Annotated in this window: 15 protein-coding genes; 13 read left to right on the forward strand and 2 right to left on the reverse strand. The window is 39.2% G+C overall.

All coding sequences use genetic code 11. From position 1 onward, the window contains the following. Nucleotides 1-117 precede the first annotated feature (117 nt). The 7 genes from ppx to VER_RS08365 all read left to right on the forward strand — a co-directional run bounded on the left by ppx (nt 118) and on the right by VER_RS08365 (nt 9282). A complete protein-coding gene (gene ppx, locus VER_RS08335; RefSeq protein WP_162100375.1) occupies nt 118-1656 on the forward strand; it encodes an exopolyphosphatase in 1539 nt (512 codons plus the stop codon). Nucleotides 1657-1665: 9 nt separating this feature from the next. After that, nucleotides 1666-3216: a phosphatase gene (locus VER_RS08340; RefSeq protein WP_162100376.1), complete on the forward strand. Its 1551-nt coding sequence runs from the start codon at nt 1666-1668 to the stop codon at nt 3214-3216. Between the two features lie 3 nt (nt 3217-3219). Beyond that, on the forward strand, nt 3220-5334 hold the full coding sequence (locus VER_RS08345) for an RNA degradosome polyphosphate kinase (RefSeq protein ID WP_162100377.1): 2115 nt from the start codon (nt 3220-3222) through the stop codon (nt 5332-5334). Between the two features lie 475 nt (nt 5335-5809). Continuing rightward, nucleotides 5810-6814, forward strand: a complete 1005-nt coding sequence (locus VER_RS08350; RefSeq protein ID WP_162100378.1) for a 3D domain-containing protein — start codon at nt 5810-5812, stop codon at nt 6812-6814. 187 nt (nt 6815-7001) lie between these two features. Continuing rightward, complete coding sequence (gene rnmV / locus VER_RS08355; protein ID WP_162100379.1) at nt 7002-7541, forward strand: ribonuclease M5; 540 nt, start codon at nt 7002-7004, stop codon at nt 7539-7541. A gap of 29 nt (nt 7542-7570) precedes the next feature. Further along, nucleotides 7571-8428 carry a 16S rRNA (adenine(1518)-N(6)/adenine(1519)-N(6))-dimethyltransferase RsmA gene (gene rsmA, locus VER_RS08360; RefSeq protein ID WP_162100380.1) on the forward strand — a complete coding sequence of 286 codons (858 nt, stop codon included), beginning with the start codon at nt 7571-7573 and terminating at the stop codon, nt 8426-8428. An 11-nt stretch (nt 8429-8439) separates the two neighbouring features. Beyond that, nucleotides 8440-9282 (forward strand): polysaccharide deacetylase family protein, encoded by an 843-nt coding sequence (locus tag VER_RS08365; RefSeq protein ID WP_162100381.1) that lies wholly within the window; start codon nt 8440-8442, stop codon nt 9280-9282. Nucleotides 9283-9565: 283 nt separating this feature from the next. Here VER_RS08365 and VER_RS08370 read toward each other — a convergent pair whose 3' ends face one another. Continuing rightward, the gene (locus VER_RS08370; protein ID WP_162100382.1) at nt 9566-11161 is read right to left on the reverse strand and encodes a peptide chain release factor 3; all 1596 of its coding nucleotides are present in this window, start codon (nt 11159-11161) and stop codon (nt 9566-9568) included. Nucleotides 11162-11404: 243 nt separating this feature from the next. Between VER_RS08370 and VER_RS08375 the strand changes: the two genes are divergently transcribed. Further along, nucleotides 11405-13837 carry a DNA topoisomerase 3 gene (locus VER_RS08375; RefSeq protein ID WP_162100383.1) on the forward strand — a complete coding sequence of 811 codons (2433 nt, stop codon included), beginning with the start codon at nt 11405-11407 and terminating at the stop codon, nt 13835-13837. A gap of 498 nt (nt 13838-14335) precedes the next feature. Here VER_RS08375 and VER_RS08380 read toward each other — a convergent pair whose 3' ends face one another. Further along, nucleotides 14336-15598 carry a DEAD/DEAH box helicase gene (locus VER_RS08380; protein ID WP_162100384.1) on the reverse strand — a complete coding sequence of 421 codons (1263 nt, stop codon included), beginning with the start codon at nt 15596-15598 and terminating at the stop codon, nt 14336-14338. 549 nt (nt 15599-16147) lie between these two features. Between VER_RS08380 and VER_RS08385 the strand changes: the two genes are divergently transcribed. The 5 genes from VER_RS08385 to VER_RS08405 all read left to right on the forward strand — a co-directional run bounded on the left by VER_RS08385 (nt 16148) and on the right by VER_RS08405 (nt 21767). Then, entirely contained in the window at nt 16148-16366 is a 219-nt protein-coding gene (locus VER_RS08385) for a ferrous iron transport protein A (protein ID WP_162100399.1), read from the forward strand. Nucleotide 16367: 1 nt separating this feature from the next. Further along, a complete protein-coding gene (gene feoB / locus VER_RS08390; protein ID WP_162100385.1) occupies nt 16368-18791 on the forward strand; it encodes a ferrous iron transport protein B in 2424 nt (807 codons plus the stop codon). A gap of 191 nt (nt 18792-18982) precedes the next feature. After that, nucleotides 18983-19162, forward strand: a complete 180-nt coding sequence (locus VER_RS08395) for a FeoB-associated Cys-rich membrane protein (protein ID WP_162100386.1) — start codon at nt 18983-18985, stop codon at nt 19160-19162. A gap of 188 nt (nt 19163-19350) precedes the next feature. Further along, the gene (locus VER_RS08400) at nt 19351-19623 is read left to right on the forward strand and encodes a DUF6110 family protein (protein ID WP_162100387.1); all 273 of its coding nucleotides are present in this window, start codon (nt 19351-19353) and stop codon (nt 19621-19623) included. Nucleotides 19624-19628: 5 nt separating this feature from the next. Further along, nucleotides 19629-21767 (forward strand): heavy metal translocating P-type ATPase, encoded by a 2139-nt coding sequence (locus VER_RS08405; RefSeq protein WP_162100388.1) that lies wholly within the window; start codon nt 19629-19631, stop codon nt 21765-21767. Nucleotides 21768-21789 lie beyond the last annotated feature (22 nt).

A 21789-nucleotide genomic window follows, 5' to 3' on the forward strand; every position in this document is an offset into this window, starting at 1 on the left:
TGGGTGGCATGTCTTTTTTTGTATAAAACGCGTAAAGATTATGTAATATTCTTGAAATACCCTTTCAGTTTAGGTAAGATTAAGGTAACATATTGTTTTAGAGTGAGAGGTAAAAATATGAAACGTGTTTCGTTTATTGATTTAGGATCTAACTCCGTTCGTTTTGTTATTATCGAGATTAATACAAATGGGAGCTATCAGCTTATATATCAACAAAAGGAAAGCATTCGTTTAAGTGAAAACATGTGGGAGAAGAATCGTCTCACTGAAGAAGCGATTGAACGGGCTATTTTGACCTTAAAAGGCTTTGCTCATATGGCATCGGCTATGGATAGCCATGAGATTTATGCTGTCGCTACTGCGGCGGTACGCTTAGCTAAAAATGGTGAAGACTTTATTAGCATTGTAAAAGAACGTACAGGCATTGATTTAGTATGTATTGATGGCTCTGAAGAAGCTTTTTTAGGGTTCCTTGGGGTAGTGAATACAATTGGCTTGGAAGACTTTATCCTCTTTGATTTAGGGGGCGCTAGCATTGAAATTACCTTAGTTAAGAACCGCAAGGTAAAAGAAAGTGTAAGCCTACCTATGGGCGCCTTAACCCTAACTGGGAAGTTCCAAAAAGGGGATGAAATGAGTGATAAGGAGCGAAAAAACCTAATTACTTATATTCAAGATATGCTGGGAAAGGAAAAATGGCTTAAAAATAAACAATTGCCATTAGTTGGCATTGGCGGTACTGTTCGTAACTTGGCTAAAATCGATCAACGAGGCCATAATTATCCAATCGCTAAATTACATAACTATGAGCTTACTTATGAACGTTTGGATGAAATTTATGACATGGTTTGCACTAAGACTTTAGAACAACGTCGCAAGATTGCCGGCCTTTCGGTGGAACGGGCGGACATTATTATAGCAGGGACCGCTTTAATTCGAGAGCTTATGCAATTTGTAGATGCCAATACGATTCGCGTTAGTGGTTGTGGCTTGCGTGATGGTATGTTCTATCGATATTATGGTGAACATTATTTAAATCCCAATGGAATTATTGACAACATCTTAATGCATTCCGCACAGAATGTACTACTTGGTATGGTGCAATGTGATTTAATTCATGCGAAGTATATTACAAATTTGGCGACTATGCTTTATGATCAATGGAATAAAGTATATAACTGGGGTGAGCGCATGCGCGAACTCATTCAAGTGGCGTCTTTATTACATGATTTAGGTAAGAGTATTAACTATTATGGCCATGCTCGTCATAGTGCTTATTTGATTGTAAATAGTAATTTATACGGCTTATCTCATCGAGAACAGGCTATTTGTGCTTTTGTGGCGGCCAATTCCCATGGCGCTAATAATAAGTTTATTAAGAGTTCTCCTTATGGGCATTTATTAAGTACTGAGGATAAAACAATGATTGCCCACGTTTCACTCATTCTAGCCTTAGCAGAAGCCATTGATGAAAGTCATGAGCAATCCGCTGTATTAGTGGATACTGATTTTACAGATAAAGATATTACCGTTACAGTTTGGAAAAAGCCTGGAGGCAATACCTCTATGGTTGAGGTGGTGATTAGTAAATTAATCAAACAATGTAAAAAGGATTTCAAGAAGAACCTAATTGTAGAATGGCGTGAAGCCTTGTAAGGAGGTATTATGGCCTTAGATAAGCCGCTCTTGTATGGAATTATCCATTTAGGGGCTAGTAGCATGAGCATGACCATCGTAGAGTATAAAGCGATTGACGATGTAAAGATAATTGAGTATGCCTCCCGTGATGTAACCTTTGGGGAAGAATTGTTTCATAATAAACGCCTGTCCTTCCAAACGATTGAAGAAATTTGTCGCCTTTTAAAAGGCTATAAACGGCTCATGAAAGAAAATGGCGTCACGGAGTATACCGTATACGCAACGGCTATTGTTCGTGAAGCAGACAACCGGCGGAGTATTATGGACCAGATTTTCATGCAAACAGGCTTCAAAGTAGAAGTAGTCGATATGCCGAAGGAAATTTATTATAAATATTTTGGCCTTTATTATCATATGATGCAACAAGGGCTGACGAATACGGATGATGCAGCTTTGTTTTTGGATATTACCTCTGGTGGTGTAGGGATTACCGTTTGGAAAGGGGGCGCCCTGTTATTCCAAGAAAATGTCCATTTGGGAACCTTGCGCGTTATGGAGTCCTTTAATCGTAATCAACGTTCGTCTTTGTCCTTTCCTGATGCGGTAGGAGAATACTTGCACAGTATGCTAAAGCCTGTAGAAGAAGAAGTACGGCGTTTCAACGTTAAATATTTTGTCTTATCTGGTGATGAAGCCCGTGAAATTGCTAATTTAATGGGCTTTGAAACGCATGGTAAAGAAACAATGGCGTTATTGCCTAAGCAGTTTGAAGAATTTGTCGACTCCTTTCATGGTGTGACGGCGACTAAATTAGTCAATCGCTATGGCTTACCAGAATATCGAGCCAATATTTTGATGCCTACCATTGTGTTGTATTCCGAATTGTTAAAAATGGTACATCCTCAAAGTTTACTCATTAGTTCGTATGGCTTTGTAGATGGGGTAGTACTGTATTATGGCGCTGAAATTGAAAATAATAAATTTTTATATATGATGCGCGAACAAAATTTACAACTTGCTAGGGCTATTGCTGATAGCTATCAGGTAGATCGGCATCATGCTCGTGAAGTGGAGCGTTTTTCCTTACAGTTATGTAGAGTGTTAGCTGATTATGGAATTACAGATCGCATGATTTTTGTACTGCAGTTAGCAGCCATTTTAGAAGAAGTGGGGAAATTTGTAAGCCTTCGCAATCATAGTGAACATGCCTATCATATTATTATGGGCACAGACTTATTTGGCTTGTCAGATAGCGAAAAAGAAGTAGTGGCTAATGTAGTGTATTACCATTATAAAGGTAAGCCTGACGATGATGATGAAAACTTCCGCTATTTAAAAGAATCGCAAAAGGTGTGGGTTATGAAGTTTGTCGCTATTTTGCGTTGCATGCGGGCTCTAGATGTGAGTCATAAACGGAAGATTTCAAAGTTAGCTATTAAGCGGGACGATAAAAAAATCCTTGTGAAAGTACATACAGACCAAGATATATCATTAGAAAAGTGGACCTTTGAGCGAGAAGCTGAATATTTCAGTGAAGTCTTTGGTTTAGAAATGGTCTTGCGTATAGGAGGCAAATAAGGTATGTTTGATAACTATAAATATTACTTTAACCGTGAATTATCTTGGCTAAAGTTTAATCAGCGCGTATTGCAAGAGGCGATTGATAATTCGAATCCTTTAATGGAAAAATTACGCTTTATTGCTATTACTAGCTCTAATTTGGACGAATTCTTTATGATTCGTGTGGCTGGTTTACGTCATCAAGAGGAAAATGGGATTGTAAAATATGATGCGGCTCATATGGATGCGAAAGCGCAATTGAAAGCTATTGATGAATCGGCAAAGCGGTTGGTGCGCGTTCAGTATACCTATTTGAATCATGTCATCGAAATGCTCAGTAAAGAAGGGTTACACTTTGTTAAACCAGAGCAGTTGAACAGTGAACAATTAGAATGGTTACGTATGCATTTTGAACGGGTTGTATATCCCGTAGTTACCCCCCTTGCAGTAGATTCAGGGCATCCATTTCCATTCTTAGCGAATAAAACAATTAACACGGTAGTACAAATTAAGCGTTCCATTGTGGAAACGGAAGAAGATGCGGAAGCTAAAATTGCCATTTTACCAATTCCTTCGGTATTAGATCGCATTATAGAAGTGCCAAGTAGTGAAGGTCAGCGTTATTTTATCTACTTAGAAGATATTATTACGTATTATGCAAATGCGTTTTTTGTAGGCTATGATATTTTGAAAGCTATGACCTTCCGTGTTACGCGTGATGCGGATTTAGAAATTGATGAAGAAGAAGCGCAGGACTTATTACTTGAAATGGAAGAATCCTTGCGCCGCCGTCGTCGTGGTGCTACGGTTCGCTTGGAAGTAGCCGGGGAGCCTGATGATGAGTTATTGCATTTTATTCTATCGAGTTTGCAATTAAAACCTAAAGATGCCTTTATGGTGCATGGGCCTTTAGATTTGTGTATGTACTTTAGTTTTTGTGATTTACCAGGTTATGAATATTTGCGTTATGCACCGTTTGAATCGTGTGAACCAGCCGATTTAGTGGGGCATGAAGAAGAAAATATCTTCGATTTAATTCGTCGTCATGATATTTTTGTACATCACCCTTTTGAAACGTTCCAAACAGTAGAAGACTTTGTGGCACAAGCCGCTAATGATGCCAATGTATTGGCCATTAAGCAAACGTTATATCGTGTAAGTAGCAATTCGCCGATTATATCGTCCTTAATTAAAGCAGCCGATAATGGCAAGCAAGTAACGGTACTTATGGAAGTAAAAGCGCGCTTTGATGAAGCGAATAATATTTTAATGGCTCGGCGTCTTGAAAAATCGGGCTGTCATGTTATTTATGGCTTAAAAGGGTTGAAAACACATTCAAAGATTACCATGGTTGTGCGTCGGGAAGATGATGCTATTCGTCGCTATGTTCATCTGGCTACGGGTAACTATAATGGTAAGACCGCGCGATTATATACGGACTGTGGGATTTTCACCTGCAATGATGAGTATAGTGAAGATGCATCGTCCTTCTTTAATTTAATTTCTGGTTATTCTGATCCACCTATTTGGAATAAATTTATCGTAGCACCACTTAATTTGCGAGAAAAGATTATGGAGCAAATTGATGAGGAAATTAAATATGCTGAGCAAGGGGAAGAGGCATATATGATTGCTAAGATGAACTCCTTGCTAGATAAAGAAGTGGTAGCTAAGCTCTATGAAGCCTCCTCTAAAGGCGTAAAAATCGACTTAATTGTGCGTGGTATTTGTACGTTGCGCCCAGGAATCCCTAAGGTAAGTGAAAACATTCAAGTGCGTTCTATTATTGGTCGTTTCTTAGAACATCATCGTCTATTCTATTTCCGTCATGGTGGTAGTGATCGTGTTTTCTTATCCAGTGCAGATTGGATGCCTCGTAACTTGAACGAACGAGTAGAGTTGATGATTCCTATTGAAGATAAAGATCATAAAGAACGGATTCGTAGTATTCTAGATTTATATCTACGAGATAATCAAAAAGCCCATGTTATGCGTGCTGATGGTTCTTATCGCAAGTTAGTAAGTAAAGATGACCGCATTTCAGTACAAGAAGTGTTGATGAAAGAAGCAAAAAAGGCTTGCGAACGTCCCAAATTAACAGTTATTGAGCGGATGCAACCTATGTATAAAGAGTAATTAGAAGAAAATATTTACACGAATCGTTTAACGAATGAGAGCGAAATACATTAAATTGCTTTAATGTATATTTGTTTATAAATTTGTAAAATTTTAGTAAAAACAAATAATTTTTCTAACCCCAAGAAAGGCATGATTTTGATAAAGTGTGTAATTTATCAAAACTGTGCCTTTTTTATTTCAAACTAAGAGGTTCTTCATACCCCTTATGGTATAGGGATTTTAAGCCCATTTTTTTAGTATGAATCATTTATTATTACTAAACTGAATAAAAAATGAATGATTGATTTAGCAAAAAAATAAATATATGTGGTGATAACTCTTTATGTACACTGTAAAAAGACATAACTAAAACATGTCGCAGATTTGATAAAATGTGAGAACCTCGTGAATACAAGGGTTGTTGCTTATCCCTTCCAAAATGATTGACGTTGAATATCTCTTTGTGGTAGAATAGGCGAGCAGGAGGGATTAGATGACAAAATATCTAGTAATGCAGAAGAAGAATATGACGATTCTTGCGAAGCGTCATACAGGTCTTGTTCTGTTACTCTTAGCAATGGTGTTTATTACTATTTCAGGCTTTGCTTGGAATGAGAAATCTGTCACTATTACAGCTGACGGAGAGACGCGCATTGTTAAGACACACCTCAACTCAGCGGATGGGATTTTACATGATGCCGGGATTACGCTAGGAAGTAAAGATGCCGTATTATTAAGTACAGCTACTGTACAAAACGGTACGGAACTTACAGTATTACGAGCGTTTCCTGTAAAAGTAACAGTTGATGGCGTAGCATCTGAAGTGATGACTGTGCAAACAACAGCCCAAGGCTTAGCTGATGAGTTGGGATATAAGGCACCTAATTACGTACCATTGGGAGATAGCAAAGCTCATTTACAAGCTGGTAGTGAAGTTGCTATTGCCCGCGTAACCAGTCGTTCTGTTAAAACGTATGAACAACCTGTAGAAGTACAGGTGATTCGTCAGCGAGATGACACTATGCACGTAGGCGAGCAGGAAGTAGTCCAAGAAGGGACTGCTGGTCTAGTCTCCGTTCAAGAAGAAATCTTGTACCAGGATGGTAAGGAAATTAAAAAGCAAATTATTAGTCAGAATGATATTAAACAGATGGTACCGACAATCATCAAAGAAGGGTCCCGTGATGTAGTTGAAACATCACGTGGTGTATTACGTTATCGCGAGGTGCTTACAATGGAAGCGAGTGCGTATTTACCTGGTGATGGTGATGGTCGAGGCATCACAGCTACCGGTATGGTAGCAAGACGAGGCGTAGTAGCGGTAGATTCTAATGTAATTCCATTGGGAACACGCTTATACATTCCTGGTTATGGCATGGCCATAGCCGCAGATACAGGGGGCGCTATTCGAGGTCATCGTATTGATTTACTGATGGATTCGTATGGTGAAGCCATGGAATTTGGCCGTCAATCTGTAGAAGTCTATGTGTTACAATAAGTAACTAAGTAAAAGAAACGTATAGTCGTAAACGCATCGTAAGAAGCGGTTCACAGTTTTGTGACCGCTTCTTTATTATTTTCTCAGAATTTGGTAAAATTAAGTAGCTAAAATAGTAGGTTCAGGTAGTATGAAACGCTATTAAAATTAAAGTGTAGTATTAGGCTATTGTGGAAAGGACATACTTATGTTAAAAGAAGTCATTGTAGTAGAAGGTAAGTCAGACATTCAACAAATTGCCAAAGCTATCGAAGCTGATTGTATTGCGACGGAAGGGTTTACCTTACGTAAAGGCGTATTAGACCAGATTCAAGTAGCCTACGACAAACGAGGTATTATTATTTTTACAGATCCTGATACAGCAGGGGAACGGATTCGCCGATTTTTAGGTAAGAAGTTCCCACAGGCACAACATGCTTTTGTTTCCCGTGATTTAGCAACAGCTAATGATGATATTGGTATTGAACAAGCTTCACCGGAGGCAATTCGTGAAGCACTGGGTCATTTACATACTCATTCATTAGAATCTTCTGATGAATTCACCATGCAAGATATGGTCGCTCATAATTTGACGGGGTTCCCAAGAAGTGCTGATAACCGAGCTATTGCTGGGGCTAAATTAGGCATTGGTTATGGAAATAGTAAACAATTTCTATATCGGCTCAATCACTATGGGGTAACTCGTGAGGATTTTAATGAAGCTATGCGTGATATTATGATTGGCTAAGGGCCTACTTATGTTTTGAAAGGAACTATATGTTAGAATCGATTATTGCAAGTCCTGAGGTTGTACATTATATATGTAAGCGCTTTGGCATTCATATGAGTAAAAAGTTAGGACAAAACTTTTTGATCTCCCGTCATGTTGTCGATGATATTGTAAAGGCAGCACAATTAATTCCTGGAGAGCCCGTACTTGAAATCGGTCCTGGAATTGGTACCTTAACACAAGGACTAGCGCAGAGTAAGGCAGATGTTACGGCCGTTGAGCTAGATCGTCGTTTGTTAGAAGTGTTGGATACAACGTTGGCTGGTTATGATAATGTGCGTATTATTCATGGGGATATTTTAAAAGTTAATATTCCTGAACTAATGAATCATAAACCATTTAAAGTAGTAGCTAATTTGCCATATTATATTACTACACCCATTATTATGTCCTTATTGGAAATGAAATTGCCTATTGAACGTCTTGTGGTAATGGTACAAAAAGAAGTGGCCGAACGGATGGTGGCAACGCCTGGCTCTAAAGCGTATGGTGCTTTGTCGGTAGCCGTGCAATATTATACGGAGCCCGACATAGTGTTTGAGGTATCACCTAAGTCATTTTTACCGCCACCAGAAGTGACGAGTGCGGTGATTCGTTGTCGTTTGCGTAAAGAACCACCTGTCCAAGTGGCTGATGAACGATTATTATTCCGTGTTATTAAAGCTGCCTTTGCACAGCGTCGTAAGACTTTTAGCAATACTATGAAAACGACAGGCCTTACGAAAGAACAGATTAGTGCTATTTTAGAAAAAGCTCAGATTGATGGGAATTTGCGTGGTGAAACATTTACACTTGAAGATTTTGCCCGTTTAGCTAATGCTTGGCATGCACTATTTGAAGCATAAGGAAGGGTAAAATGCTACAGAAAGTTCTAAAGGGAATCGCTATATTTGTTGTTAGCATCGCTTTTATTATAGGTGTTTTTTATGTTACGGCACCAGTGTACTCTTTGCGAGGTGTTCCCGTTTTAAATTATCATCAAGTGAATGATGTAAAATTTTCACCGCTAACGATGAAAACGGCTGATTTTGAAGCACAAATGTCGTATTTGCATGAGCAAGGGTATCATACAATTACCTTAAATCAACTTTATAATTATTTACAGTATAATGGACCTTTACCGGATAAGCCGGTAGTTATTACCTTTGATGATGGTTATGTAGATAATTATGAAGAGGCTATGCCTATTTTGCAGAAATATGGGATGAATGCTACTTTATTTATGATTGGTGATTCTATTGGTGCGCCTGGCTTTTTAAATGCACAGCAATTGCGTGCTATGGAAGCGAGTCATACGTTTAATGTGGAATCACATACCTATACGCATAAAGATTTGCGTACATTAGGTGCTCCCGCAGTAGCAACGGAGTTTAACAAGTCTAAACAGATTTTAGAAGCTGTATTAGGACATCCTGTTGAATATATTGCCTATCCTTGTGGATTTACTAATGCTGAAGTGGATAATTTAGCGAAAGAGACTGGCTATCGCTTAGCGTTTACTGTAGATACAGGCAATGTTAATAAAGGGGAAAATGATTTTAATTTAGATCGAGTTCCTGTGTTTGAAGGGGATAATCCGCTGATGAGTATGAAATTAAGATTGCATTATGTGGAAATAATAGGGGGGCTTTGGGCGCTCCGAGATTTTTTGCGTGACCACAATCAACCTACGTTGGCGACGCTTGTTCCGTTATTTTAAGACTTAATAATTATGAAGTATACAAAAAGGCTCTACTCATGACCAAAAACGGTGCTCTTACGAGCGATGCCTGCTGTCATGGGGAGAGCCTCTTTGTATATACATTATGCTTTACTAGGAGAATTTTAAAATAGGGGAAGAAAATAATAAAAGAACCTATCTGTTGGAACAATACCTTTGGCTACATGCAGCAGGTTGGCGAATCAGATAGGTTCTTTATTATAGTTTTTTATTAAATCAAAATATCCATATTTTATATTGTGATTTAGTATAATAATACGAATTATAGATGCTCATTGAGCGGTGGCGTTTCAAGGAATGTTACTTCAGGATTGCGTTCTACTACCCACCCCATTTGCCATTCGTTACTAATTAAAATAACGGTGCGACCACGGTTATCTTTAACGGCCATAGCATTATCTAGCCCTTTGAGCTGTTTAATATCAACATTACCTTTTACCCAGCGTGCTACGCTATAAGGCAAGGAGTCAGTAATAGGTTCTACGCCGTATTCATTACGTAAACGGTATTGCAGTACTTCAAATTGAAGCATACCAACAGCGCCAACGATGAAAGAATCTAGGGAATGAGGTTGTTCAAAAATTTGGACAGCCCCTTCTTGGGCTAGTTGGGTCATACCTTTTTGGAATTGTTTGCGTTTCATAGTGTCTTTTGGACTCACACGAGCAAAAAACTCTGGCGGGAATACAGGGAAGTCACCAAAGGTTACTTTGTGATTAGCGGCGCAGAGCGTGTCGCCAACGCCCATAGTACCTGCATCAAAAACGCCAATAATATCGCCTGGATAGGCTTCGTCAATAATAGTACGCTCAGTAGCTAAGAATTGCTGTGGCTGAGCTAAACGGATCGTTTTACCTGATTGACGATGAAGTACAGACATGCCCTTTTCAAACTTACCAGAGCAAATACGCATAAATACAATGCGGTCATGATGATTAGGGTTCATGTTTGCTTGAATTTTGAAAACGAAAGCAGAGAAGTCTTCCGAAGAGGCTTCTACAGTTTCTTCTAAAGCTTGTCGTGGTGCAGGGGATGGTGCTAAATCGAGGAATTTTTCTAAGAATGGTTTTACCCCGAAGTTAGTCATAGCAGAACCAAAGAACATAGGCGTTAATTCACCAGCACGTACACGGTCAAAGTCAAATTCATCACCAGCTACATCGAGTAGTTCAATATCATCAATAAGAGATTGATGGACTTCTTCGCCTAAGAGTTCACGGAAAGCTGGATCGTCTACAGACTCTTTTGTGGATGCTAATTTTTGTTGGCCGTGGGTTTCATCTTTGGCGAATAAGTCAACTGTGTGCGTTTCACGGTCGTAAATCCCTTGATATTCACCATTAATCCCTACAGGCCAATTCATAGGCACTGCACGAATGCCTAGGGAGTTTTCAATTTCTTCCATTAAGTCAAAGGGATTGCGACCAAAATGGTCAATTTTGTTGACGAAGGTGAAAATAGGAATACCGCGTTCTTTACATACAGCAAAGAGTTTTTTAGTCTGCGCTTCCACACCTTTAGCTACGTCAATCAGCATGACAGCACTGTCAGCGGCCATTAGGGTACGATAGGTATCTTCGGAGAAATCTTGGTGACCAGGGGTATCTAGAATATTTACACGGCAACCGTCGTAGTCAAATTGAAGCACGGAGCTCGTAACGGAGATACCACGTTGTTTTTCAATTTCCATCCAGTCAGATACAGCATATTTTTGTGTTTTACGAGACTTTACGGAGCCTGCTAAGTGAATAGCACCACCGTAAAGGAGTAATTTTTCAGTTAATGTAGTTTTACCAGCATCAGGATGCGAAATAATCGCAAACGTACGCCGACGTTTAACTTCTTCTAAGAATGTCATGTTGTCACCTCATACAAATTATCTATCCTTAAAATTATATACTACAATGCGCTTGGTTGTCATTAAGGAAGTGGTAAATCCTGTTAAAATATAATGAATAGATTCATACCAGTAAAGCATATCAGTAAGTCATACCAGTAAGGTGCATTCACACCATTGGTAGGGATTAGTTCTAGTAGGGTGAGTCACTTCCTTTTATGAAATGACAAGATAGTGTATAATAGAACAGATAAAGGAGGGCCTATGAGATTATTTATTGCTGAAAAGCCTAGCATGGGGCGAGAAATAAGTAAATATTTGCCAGAACAAAGTCGCGTACAGAAACGTGATGGCTTTATTGTACAAGGCGATGATGTGGTGACGTGGGCCTTCGGTCATGTATTGGAGCAAGCTGAACCAGGCGATTATAATGAACGCTATAAGCGCTGGAATGCAGCTGATTTACCAATTGTACCTGAGGAATGGCGTTTATTAATTACGAAGAGTAGTGAAAAACAGTTTTATACTATTAAGAAGTTAATTGAAGAAGCCGATGAAATTGTTAATGCTGGTGACCCGGACCGAGAAGGGCAATTACTAATTGATGAAATTTTATTGTTCGTTAATAATCAAAAACCTGTAAAACGCATTTTGCTTAACGCTCTTGATGAGAAATCAATTCGTTCAGCGTTAGCGGATTTACGAGATAATAAAGATTTTTATAATTTACAACAATCAGCGTTAGCTAGAGCGCGTGCCGATTGGTTAGTGGGGATGAATTTGTCACGTGCCTATACATTGCAACAACGCCGTCAAGGCAATAAAGTGACCTTTCCTATTGGCCGTGTTAAAACGCCAACCTTGGCCTTAGTAGTTCGTCGTGAACGAGAATTAGAAAACTTTGTGCCGGTGGATTATTTCACGTTAAAGGTACTTTATGAGCATGCCAATGGTAGTTTTTGGGCTACTTGGCAACCAAAGGATGAACAAGAAGGGTTAGACCCAGAAGGCCGTTTATTGAATAAAGCCATTGCGGAGGAATTAGCTAAACGTTTAGTGGATAGCAAAACAGGCCGTATTGAGAAGCGTGAAAAGAGTAAAAAGAAGGAACCGCAGAAACTACCTGTATCCTTATCCGCTTTGCAAGTAGCGGCTGGTAAAGCATACGGTTATGATCCACAGCAAGTATTGGATACGGCGCAAAAACTTTATGAGAAGAAGTTAACGACATATCCCCGTTCGGATTGTGACTATTTGCCAAATAATCAGTATGGTGATCGAACCACTATTTTGGCGAATTTAAGTAAAAATAGTGGCATTATTGGTGAATGGGCTAAGGGGGCTGATTCATCTATAAAATCGCGGGCCTGGAATGATAAGAAGATTACGGCCCACCATGCCATTATTCCGACTACCGTAGCTTGTAATATGGCGACATTGCCAGAAATGGAGCGGAATATTTATTTCCTCATTGCGCAGGCTTATATGGCACAGTTTTACCCTGAACATGAATACGAGCAAACTCGACTTACAGTAGCACAAGAAGGGGAGCAATTTGTAGCTCATGGCCGAGTTATTACGGTATTAGGTTGGAAAGCTTTATTTCAGAAACCTAAAAAAACGGGCGTTACTAATGAAACTGACGACAGTGATGATGAAACTAGCGATGATAGTAATGAAACGTCAAAAGATGGCAAGAAGCGACCGGCCATTGAAGAAAGTGGCGAGCTTCCTAATGTAAAAAAAGGTGATTCCGTAGTGATGGATAATTACGCCATTGATCCTAAGCAGACAAAACCACCAAGTCGTTTCACCGCCGCCACTTTATTGCAGGCTATGAAAGAGATTCATAAATATGTGAAAAATGAGGATTTGAAGAAGCAGTTAAAAGCCGTATCGGGCATTGGCACGGAAGCTACACGGGCTACAATAATTGACGAACTGATTAACCGTAAGTTTATGTCTGTTAAAGGGAAAAAGAAAGTCATTCAACCTACGGATTTAGGTTATTTACTGGTGGATGCGTTGCCAGAAGAAATGCTCTATCCTGATGAAACAGCCTTATGGGAAGAACGGTTGGCAGCTATGAGCGAAGGGGAAGATTCGTTAGATTCGTTTTTAATCGATCAAGTGGCTTTCTTGAAGCGATTGATTGAAAAAGCTAATAGTGGCTTGACCATGGATGGTTTAGATACAGATGGTTTTAATATTGCCAGTACGGTACGTACGGTGAAACGACAAGCCCCATTAAACGGTGAAGGGGCTTCACATAGTAGCCTCAATAGTAGCAATCGTCAACCTTTGAGTGAAGCAGAGCTTAGTCAATTGGCAGATTGCCCAGCTTGTGGCCAAGGGAAATTACAACTTAGAAATGGTAAATTTGGCGAATTTTATGGTTGCACGGCCTTTCCAAAATGTCGACATACACAACCTGTAAGCGGAGCCAGTCGGGGACCTCAAATGGGGGAAGCTACCGGTGCCTATGGAGGGGATAATGCAATTGACCCGCAAGTGGCAGCAGCCTTAAAAGAAGGCGAGGCCAAGGGGACTTTGCAATATAAATGTCCTCGATGTGGCGCAGGTTATTTAGTGCCAATTACACGTAATGGACGGATTAATTGGACCTGCTCAAACCAGCCACAGTGTAGAACAATCGTGGCGGACGTAGAGGGAAAACCTATTAAATTTTCTACGTGATGTATAAACAGCCAATCATATCTACCGAAAACCCGAGTTCTTACGAACAATGGTTTTCTTGCAGATATGATTGGCTGTTTTCCTATATCGCAGATAAATTTAATAGATTTTTCCAGAGGGGAATTTGAACAATGGCTTCTTACAGGGCTACATAGGCTTTTTATCCGATTCAGTAGAAAGATTTACTAGCTTTTTCCCTCTTTTTGAAAAGACGTCGTCCGCTCACGCTAAAAGGATTTATTGGCTAATTATAGTAAAAGGTAAATTCTCGTTTAAGCATTGGCTAATTATAATCACTTTTATAATTGAATAAGTTAGAAAATGTATAAAAGGGTATTCCATCTCTTTAAGAACCCCATTGTTCGTTAGAACTCTAGGGGTTTGTAAGAGATGGAATACCCTTTGTTGGTTTAAATAACTATAAATATAAAAGTGATTATTAATATTAGATATTAAGGTAATACGAGAATTTACCTTTTACAATAGTCGAATCGTCAGTTAACGTGAGCGGCGACGTCTTGTATTCGCCCCTTTGTGTCCCGTTGCTTTATGGCGTTTCGCTTTAGTTGCTTGGTAATTCGATTTTATAGCAGGTTTCTTACTGTTTGTTTCTTTTTTAGGGGCTTGCGCACGGCCTTTAGTTTTAACCTGACCATCCGTTGTATATTTAGTTAAGGTTGCTTCAATAGCTCGTTCAATACGACGAAGCCAAGGTTCATCAGCTTGGGTAGCATAGGTAATAGCAATGCCACTAGTGCCAGCACGGCCAGTACGGCCAATGCGGTGAATATAATAATCTACATCATGAGGTACATCAAAATTATACACGTGACTGATGCCTTCAATATCAATACCGCGAGCGGCAATATCAGTAGCCACTAAGATTTGTGTACGGGCACGAGCAAAGTCACGTAAAATTTGAGTACGACGTCCTTGAGTCAAATCACCATGCAGTTCGCCGATATTAAAGCCAGCAGCAGTTAATTCATAAGAAAGACGAATGGCTCCTTCTTTTTTGTTACAGAATACAATGGCTAAATAGGGATTGTCCTCTTTAATTTGATCCATAAGTCGTTCTAATTTTTCTTCTGGTTTCACCATAATAACTCGTTGTTCGATAGTATCTAAGGTGACATTATTGCCTTTTACGGTTACGGACATAGGTTTTTTCATGTACGCTTTGGCAAGACTGCGGATACGATCAGGCACTGTGGCGGAGAAGAGCAATAACTGACGATTCGCATTGGTGCGTTCAATGAGTGACTCCACATCTGGTAAAAAGCCCATATGAAGCATTTGATCGGCTTCATCTAATACGATACGTCGTACGGTGTCTAACACAAGCGAACCCCGTGTAGCATGATCAAGTAGACGACCAGGCGTTCCAATAATAACATGAGGACGACGGCCTAATTGTTGCAACTGGCCTTCAATGGTACGGCCTCCAATAAGAGGCAATACATCTACACCGAGAACATCGCCAATGTGTTTAGCTTCTTCGGCGATTTGTTTTACTAATTCCCGAGTCGGAGCAATAATAAGAGCCTGTTCTTGAAATACATCAACGTGAATTCGTTGTAGTACCGGTAATAGAAAGGCTAAGGTTTTGCCTGTACCGGTTTGTGCCATGGCGATTAAATCATGGCCTTTGAAGGCAGGGGGAATGGCTTGCTCTTGAATCGGGGTAGGTTCTTTAATACCTTGTTTGGCTAAGGCATCTATTAGCTCAGGTACGACACCTAAGGTCTGAAATGATTTCATGAATTAACTCCTTTTATATGTAATAGAGAATCTTTTAAAGTATTAGCTAGCGAAATTATATATTTATTATAACATAAGTTCTATCGCTTGTTATATGAGTGCCTTTTACTACGAAGTAATTTATCAATTTTTACTACGAAGTAATTTATGAATTTTTACTCATATACATAGTCTGTTTGCTAAAAATATATACTAATAATACATTGAGAATTATTATTTAATTGATAATCCTTTGATAAGAGTAGTAAATTTAATATATTTGGTATTAAAAGAGAAGATATATCAAATGAGAATGATAAGAGGGGAATGCTAGTAACTACAATGTATAGAGTTAAATAGCTTGTGATAATGAAAATTGAAAAAAATCTATACGCTTTGACATGTTTCGATATTGCAAATCATTATTGAAATTATCCTCCACTGTGTTATAATTTAATTGTAATTTTTTATCAGTATTGGCGGATTTTTTAAACAAACATTATTTATAGAATAAGATTGTTTTGTTCTGCCACAAGGAGGTGTAGGACTGTGATCAAATCGTTGGCGTCGATGAAACCAGGTGAGTCCGGTACAATTAAACAATTGCGAGGTTCTGGTAACATCAAACATCGTCTTGTTGACATGGGGTTAGTACCAGGGACTTTTGTGCGAGTTATGAAATTCGCACCTTTAGGTGACCCAATTGAAATTAAAGTGAAAAACTTTGATTTAGCCTTACGTGTTAGCGAAGCAGAAACTATTGACATTGAAGTAAGTCAGGAGGCCTAGGATGAGTGACCAAAATACCACGTCCATCCGCATTGCATTAGCGGGGAATCCGAATTGTGGTAAAACGACAATTTTTAACAATATTACCGGTGCTAAGCAGCACGTAGGTAACTATCCCGGTGTAACCGTGGAAAAGAAAGAAGGGGAATGTACTTATAGTGGTAAAGATTTGCTCTTTATTGACTTGCCTGGTACATATAGTTTAACAGCGCGCTCCTTAGATGAATTAGTAGCACGTAATGTTATTATCAACGATGAACCAGATGTATTGGTAAACGTTATCGATGCTTCTAACTTGGAACGTAACTTATATTTAGCAGCTCAATTATTAGAGTTAGAACGACCATTAGTTATGGCTCTTAATATGTCTGATGTGGCTAAAGATATGGGCGTTAATATTGATATTAAAAAACTTAGCGAATTAACAGGGGCCACTATTGTTGAGACTGTAGGTCGCGATAATGTGGGGACTAAAGAATTATTGCAGGCAGTTATTGATGTAGCTAAAGAAGCTAAAAAGCCAAGTGCAACGATCGATTACGGTCCTACCTTAGAACCAGCTATTGATGAAGTAATGGCTGAACTAGAAAAAGCAGGTACTATTTCGTATCCATTGCGTTGGGTGGCCATCAAATTGTTAGAAGCTGATGCGGATGTGGTGAAAAAAGTAAAAGCCTTTGATCACACGGAAGCGGCGTTAGCTAAAGCAGAACAATGGCGTGAAACATTAAAAGATAAAGTTGACCTTGAAATTATTTTCCAAGAATTCCGTCATAGCTTTGCTGTAGCTACTTACAATAATTGCTTACAAGGGGCACCTAAAGAAATCGAAACAAAATCGTATCGTTTAGACAAGATTTTGACACATCGTGTGTTAGGTTTGCCAATCTTTATGATTGTTATGTGGGTATTATTTAACTTCGTAAATGAAGTAGGCGCATATCCACAAGGCTGGATTGAAGATGCCTTTACGGCGCTTGGTGATTGGGCCACAACAGTGATTCCTGATGGCCAATTACAATCCTTAGTTGTAGATGGTATTATTGCCGGTGTTGGTGCGGTATTAAGCTTCGTACCACTTATCGTGTTATTATTCTTAGGTATTGCGTTCTTAGAAGATACTGGTTATATGGCTCGTGCAGCTTTCGTAATGGACCGTATCATGAGAGCGTGTGGTTTACATGGTAAATCCTTTATTCCTTTATTGATTGGTTATGGTTGTAGTATTCCAGCTATTATGGGGGCTCGTATTCTAGATAATAATCGTGACCGCATGATTACGATTCTAGTTTCTCAGTTTATGACTTGTAGTGCCCGTTTACCGGTATATACCTTGTTTATCGGTGCGTTCTTCCCAGTAGCGCAGCGTGGTACGGCTTTATTTGCTATTTATTTTGCCGGTATTATTTTAGCGGTTATTATGGCTAAAGTATTCCGCAAATTCTTATTCCCTGGTGAGTCTGAACCATTTGTAATGGAATTACCACCATATCATATGCCAACTGTAAAAAGTGTATTAATGCATATGTGGGAACGTGCTTGGTTGTATGTTAAAAAGGCTGGTACCTTCATTTTAGCAGCATCTGTATTGATTTGGTTCTTAGCTTCTTATCCACAAGAGGTACAATATTCCGAAGATTTCGATGCAGCGCGTGAACAAGTAACACAAGAGTATCAAGCTAAAGATGATGCGACTTTATTACAATTTGGTATCACCACTGACGATCAGAAAGAACCTATTATGGCGTTAGTTGATCAAATGGCAACCATTCAAGAAGAACAAGATGCAGCTGCTGAAGAAGCTGGTGAAGAAGAAGAGGAAATTGGCGATGAAGGGCTTAATGGTCAAGCCGCTGAAACAACAGCGCCAGCAGAAGAAGCAGCTCCAGAAGTACCTGATTACTTCAATGACCTTCAAGTAGCTAATGCTAAGGAATTCCCAGTAGCTTGGGCTATTTACTTAAATAACCAAGATAAAGAGGAAGCACTTGGTGAACTTGATCAAAAAGAAGCGTCTGAAAAATTAGAAGGCTCTTATGTAGCTACCATTGGTAAATTTATTGAACCAGTAATGCGTCCATTAGGCTTCGACTGGAAGATGAGCGTATCCTTAGTAACAGCCTTAGCAGCTAAGGAAGTTATGGTAAGTACCTTGGGTACTATTTATGCTGTAGGTGCTGATGAAGATAATGAAAAACCATTGCAAGAATACTTGCGTACGGATCCTTCCTTCACACCACTGGTAGCAGTTGGTTTAATGATGTTTGTTCTTATTTATCCACCATGTTTTGCAGCTATGGCTGTATTTAAACGTGAAGCAGGTGGCTGGGGCTGGTTAGGCTTCTTCATGGTTTACTCCACAGCACTTGCATGGGTAGCGGCTTTCATTGTATATAATGGTGGCCATTTACTAGGATTCCATTGATTTAAAAAGCACTTATAAATTTAATGAATTTGAAAGTGCATAGCGTTTTTTCGTTAAGTTATTAGCTTGTTTCCATTCGTTGCTAAATGAGAATTGACTACTGATACTCATTGAGAATATAGCGCTAATCAGTGTTTTCTTGAAATATTTTCAAAAAGGTATTGATAAAATGAGAAAGATGGTGTATGATAATGGAGAACCTAATAGTTTATCTTATCGGATTAATCGCTGTATTATTTGTTGTTCGTAAAGCCTATAAAACTATGTCTGGTAAAGGCGGATGTAGTTGTGGTTGCGGTGGCAGCGGCAAAGGTAAAAAGAATCATGTATCTTCTACCGGTTGCGGTTGTGGCTGTGGGGGCAGCAAATAAATAGGATATAACAGTAAGTACTGGCGAATACAGGGTATTCGATAGATTTACGGCAAAAGTAGCCAAGGTTCAGTGAGGTGGGCCTTGGCTATTTTTATAAAGTAGTAGGTGTTAATACATTTTTTATTCATGATTTCATGGTTTAATGGGTCACTCGTATTGTAATGTAGATGAAAGGTGAGATTGATATGTTTAACGTAGACAAAAACAAAGTAAAAAATGCTAATTTATTCGCAGCTGGTTTAGCTCTTGGTACAGTAGGCCTTAAAATGTTAACTAGCAAAGATGCTAAAAAAGTATATGCTAATGTAGTAGCGGCTGGTCTTCGCGCTAAAGAAAGCGTTATGCAAACAGCTGAAAAAGTTCAAGCTTCTAGCGGTAGCATCTTAGCAGACGCTCAAGAAATTAACGAAAATCGTCGCAAAGAAGAAGCTTTATTTGAAGAAGAAAAGGGTGAATAATTAATATGTTGAAGTTTTCGGTTATTCAACGATTATCGAAACGTCTTCATGTTAGATGCACCGGACGCTTGTTTGATGAGGCAGAAGCTGCTTATGTAGAAAGTACCTTAATGCAGAATCCTGCTATTAAAAAAGCGCAATTCTTTACTCGTTCACGGGACTTAATCATTCAACATACGGGCGATGAAATCGCAGTGCGTGATGCCTTGGTAGCTCTTAATGAATTAGATTTTACGAAGGCACCCGCATTGACTGAATACTCCCCGCGATTGGTTAATAAAAAGTATAAAGAGTCTATGATTAGTCAGACACTCGTTTACTTAGGTAAGAAATTGCTCTTACCAGCACCAATCAATATGGTTTGGTCTTGGTTTAATGCTTTGAAGTTTGCTAAAACAGCAGTGACTATGCTATGGCATCGTAAATTGACCGTAGAAGTATTAGATGGTGTAGCGATTACTGTATCTTTATTACGTGGTGACGTTTCAACAGCTGGGGCGATTATATATCTACTCGGCATTGGTGAAACGTTAGAAGAATGGACGTTGCGTAAATCGGTGCTCAATTTGGCTGAAAGCATGTCCTTAAACGTAGATAAGGTATGGGTAAAAGTTGATGGCGTGGAAGTAAGTCGTCCTGTAGCAGACGTAGTAGAAGGCGACCAAGTAGTGCTTCGCCAAGGTGAGGTAGTGCCATTGGATGGCGTAGTACTTGAAGGGGTTGTACTTGTTAACGAAAGTTCTATGACTGGCGAACCAGAACCAGTACGTCGTGATGAAGGATGCTCTGTATATGCAGGTACCGTTGTCGAAGAAGGGTCTTGCATCATTGAAGTACGAGGCAATTCTAAATCCTCGCGTTATGAACAAATCGTAGCGCTTATTGAAGAGTCGGAACAGATGAAATCTGGTATGGAACAAAAAGCGTTCCACATGGCTGATAAGTTAGTACCTATTAGCTTTGCTGGCACTATTTTGACATACTTATTAACGCGCAATACGATGAAAGCCTTATCGTTCTTAATGGTAGATTTCTCCTGTGCTTTAAAATTAAGTATTCCATTAGCTGTCTTGTCTGCTATGGAAGAAGCCTCCAAACGTGGTATTACGGTAAAAGGTGGTAAATATTTAGAACAAATTGCAGCTGCTGATGTTATCGTATTTGATAAAACTGGCACTTTGACTAAAGCAGAACCTGTATTTGAAGACATTATTACTTTTGATGGCAATGATCCCGATGATATGCTAATGTTGGCTGCTTGTTTGGAAGAACATTTCCCACATTCTATGGCGAAAGCAGTCGTTAATGCAGCGGAACAACATAATTTACCACATAAGGAAAAACATTCTTCCAAAGTAGAATATATTGTAGCTCATGGGATTGCTTCTAAAGTAGGAAATCGCAAATGCCGTATTGGCAGTGCTCATTTCATCTTTGACGATGAAAAAACAGTCATTCCAGACGGTGAACAGGATAAATTTGATAATTTACCAAGCGGTTTCTCTCATTTGTATTTAGCTATTAGTGGTCGCTTAGCAGCTGTACTTTTAATCAAAGATCCAATTCGTGAAGAAGCAAAACAAGTGATTCAAGACTTACACGACTTGGGTATTAAAAAAGTTGTTATGATGACAGGGGATAGTCAACGCAATGCAGAACGAGTAGCTCGTGAAATTGGCATTGATGAAGTGCATGCGGAAGTATTGCCAGGCGATAAAGCAGCCTATGTGAAACAGGCGAAAGAAGAAGGCTATACAGTCATGATGATTGGTGATGGCATTAATGATTCGCCAGCTTTATCAGAGGCTCATGTAGGGATTGCTATGAATGAAGGGGCTCCGATTGCTCAAAAAATTGCTAATGTGACAGTTTCTTCTGACAATTTAAGTAGTATTGTAGATTTACGTCGCATTGCGATGCGTTTGATGGATCGCATTCAATTTAATTACAATTCCATTGTTGGCGTTAATGGTGCATTAGTTGGTTTAGGCTTATTCCAAGTATTAACACCTAGTACAACAGCTTGGATGCATAATATGTTTACGTTGGGGATTGGTTTGCGCAGTATGACGCCGTTATTGCCAGCTAACAAAGAGGCTAGCGATGAGGCTATTATTGAGGCAGATGCTCAAGTAGTAGCGTAAGGGTTAATAAATTGGCGGGTTT

This window comes from Veillonella sp. R32, assembly GCF_010093125.1.
Taxonomy (GTDB): Bacteria; Bacillota; Negativicutes; order Veillonellales; family Veillonellaceae; genus Veillonella_A.

Excerpts from the sequence above, each read along its gene's own strand:
- ppx (WP_162100375.1), top strand. The coding sequence starts at position 118 with ATGAAACGTGTTTCGTTTATTGATTTAGGATCTAACTCCGTTCGTTTT.
- VER_RS08340 (WP_162100376.1), top strand. The coding sequence starts at position 1,666 with ATGGCCTTAGATAAGCCGCTCTTGTATGGAATTATCCATTTAGGGGCT.
- VER_RS08345 (WP_162100377.1), top strand. The coding sequence starts at position 3,220 with ATGTTTGATAACTATAAATATTACTTTAACCGTGAATTATCTTGGCTA.
- VER_RS08350 (WP_162100378.1), top strand. The coding sequence starts at position 5,810 with ATGACAAAATATCTAGTAATGCAGAAGAAGAATATGACGATTCTTGCG.
- rnmV (WP_162100379.1), top strand. The coding sequence starts at position 7,002 with ATGTTAAAAGAAGTCATTGTAGTAGAAGGTAAGTCAGACATTCAACAA.
- rsmA (WP_162100380.1), top strand. The coding sequence starts at position 7,571 with ATGTTAGAATCGATTATTGCAAGTCCTGAGGTTGTACATTATATATGT.
- VER_RS08365 (WP_162100381.1), top strand. The coding sequence starts at position 8,440 with ATGCTACAGAAAGTTCTAAAGGGAATCGCTATATTTGTTGTTAGCATC.
- VER_RS08370 (WP_162100382.1), bottom strand. The coding sequence starts at position 11,161 with ATGACATTCTTAGAAGAAGTTAAACGTCGGCGTACGTTTGCGATTATT.
- VER_RS08375 (WP_162100383.1), top strand. The coding sequence starts at position 11,405 with ATGAGATTATTTATTGCTGAAAAGCCTAGCATGGGGCGAGAAATAAGT.
- VER_RS08380 (WP_162100384.1), bottom strand. The coding sequence starts at position 15,598 with ATGAAATCATTTCAGACCTTAGGTGTCGTACCTGAGCTAATAGATGCC.
- VER_RS08385 (WP_162100399.1), top strand. The coding sequence starts at position 16,148 with ATGAAACCAGGTGAGTCCGGTACAATTAAACAATTGCGAGGTTCTGGT.
- feoB (WP_162100385.1), top strand. The coding sequence starts at position 16,368 with ATGAGTGACCAAAATACCACGTCCATCCGCATTGCATTAGCGGGGAAT.
- VER_RS08395 (WP_162100386.1), top strand. The coding sequence starts at position 18,983 with ATGGAGAACCTAATAGTTTATCTTATCGGATTAATCGCTGTATTATTT.
- VER_RS08400 (WP_162100387.1), top strand. The coding sequence starts at position 19,351 with ATGTTTAACGTAGACAAAAACAAAGTAAAAAATGCTAATTTATTCGCA.
- VER_RS08405 (WP_162100388.1), top strand. The coding sequence starts at position 19,629 with ATGTTGAAGTTTTCGGTTATTCAACGATTATCGAAACGTCTTCATGTT.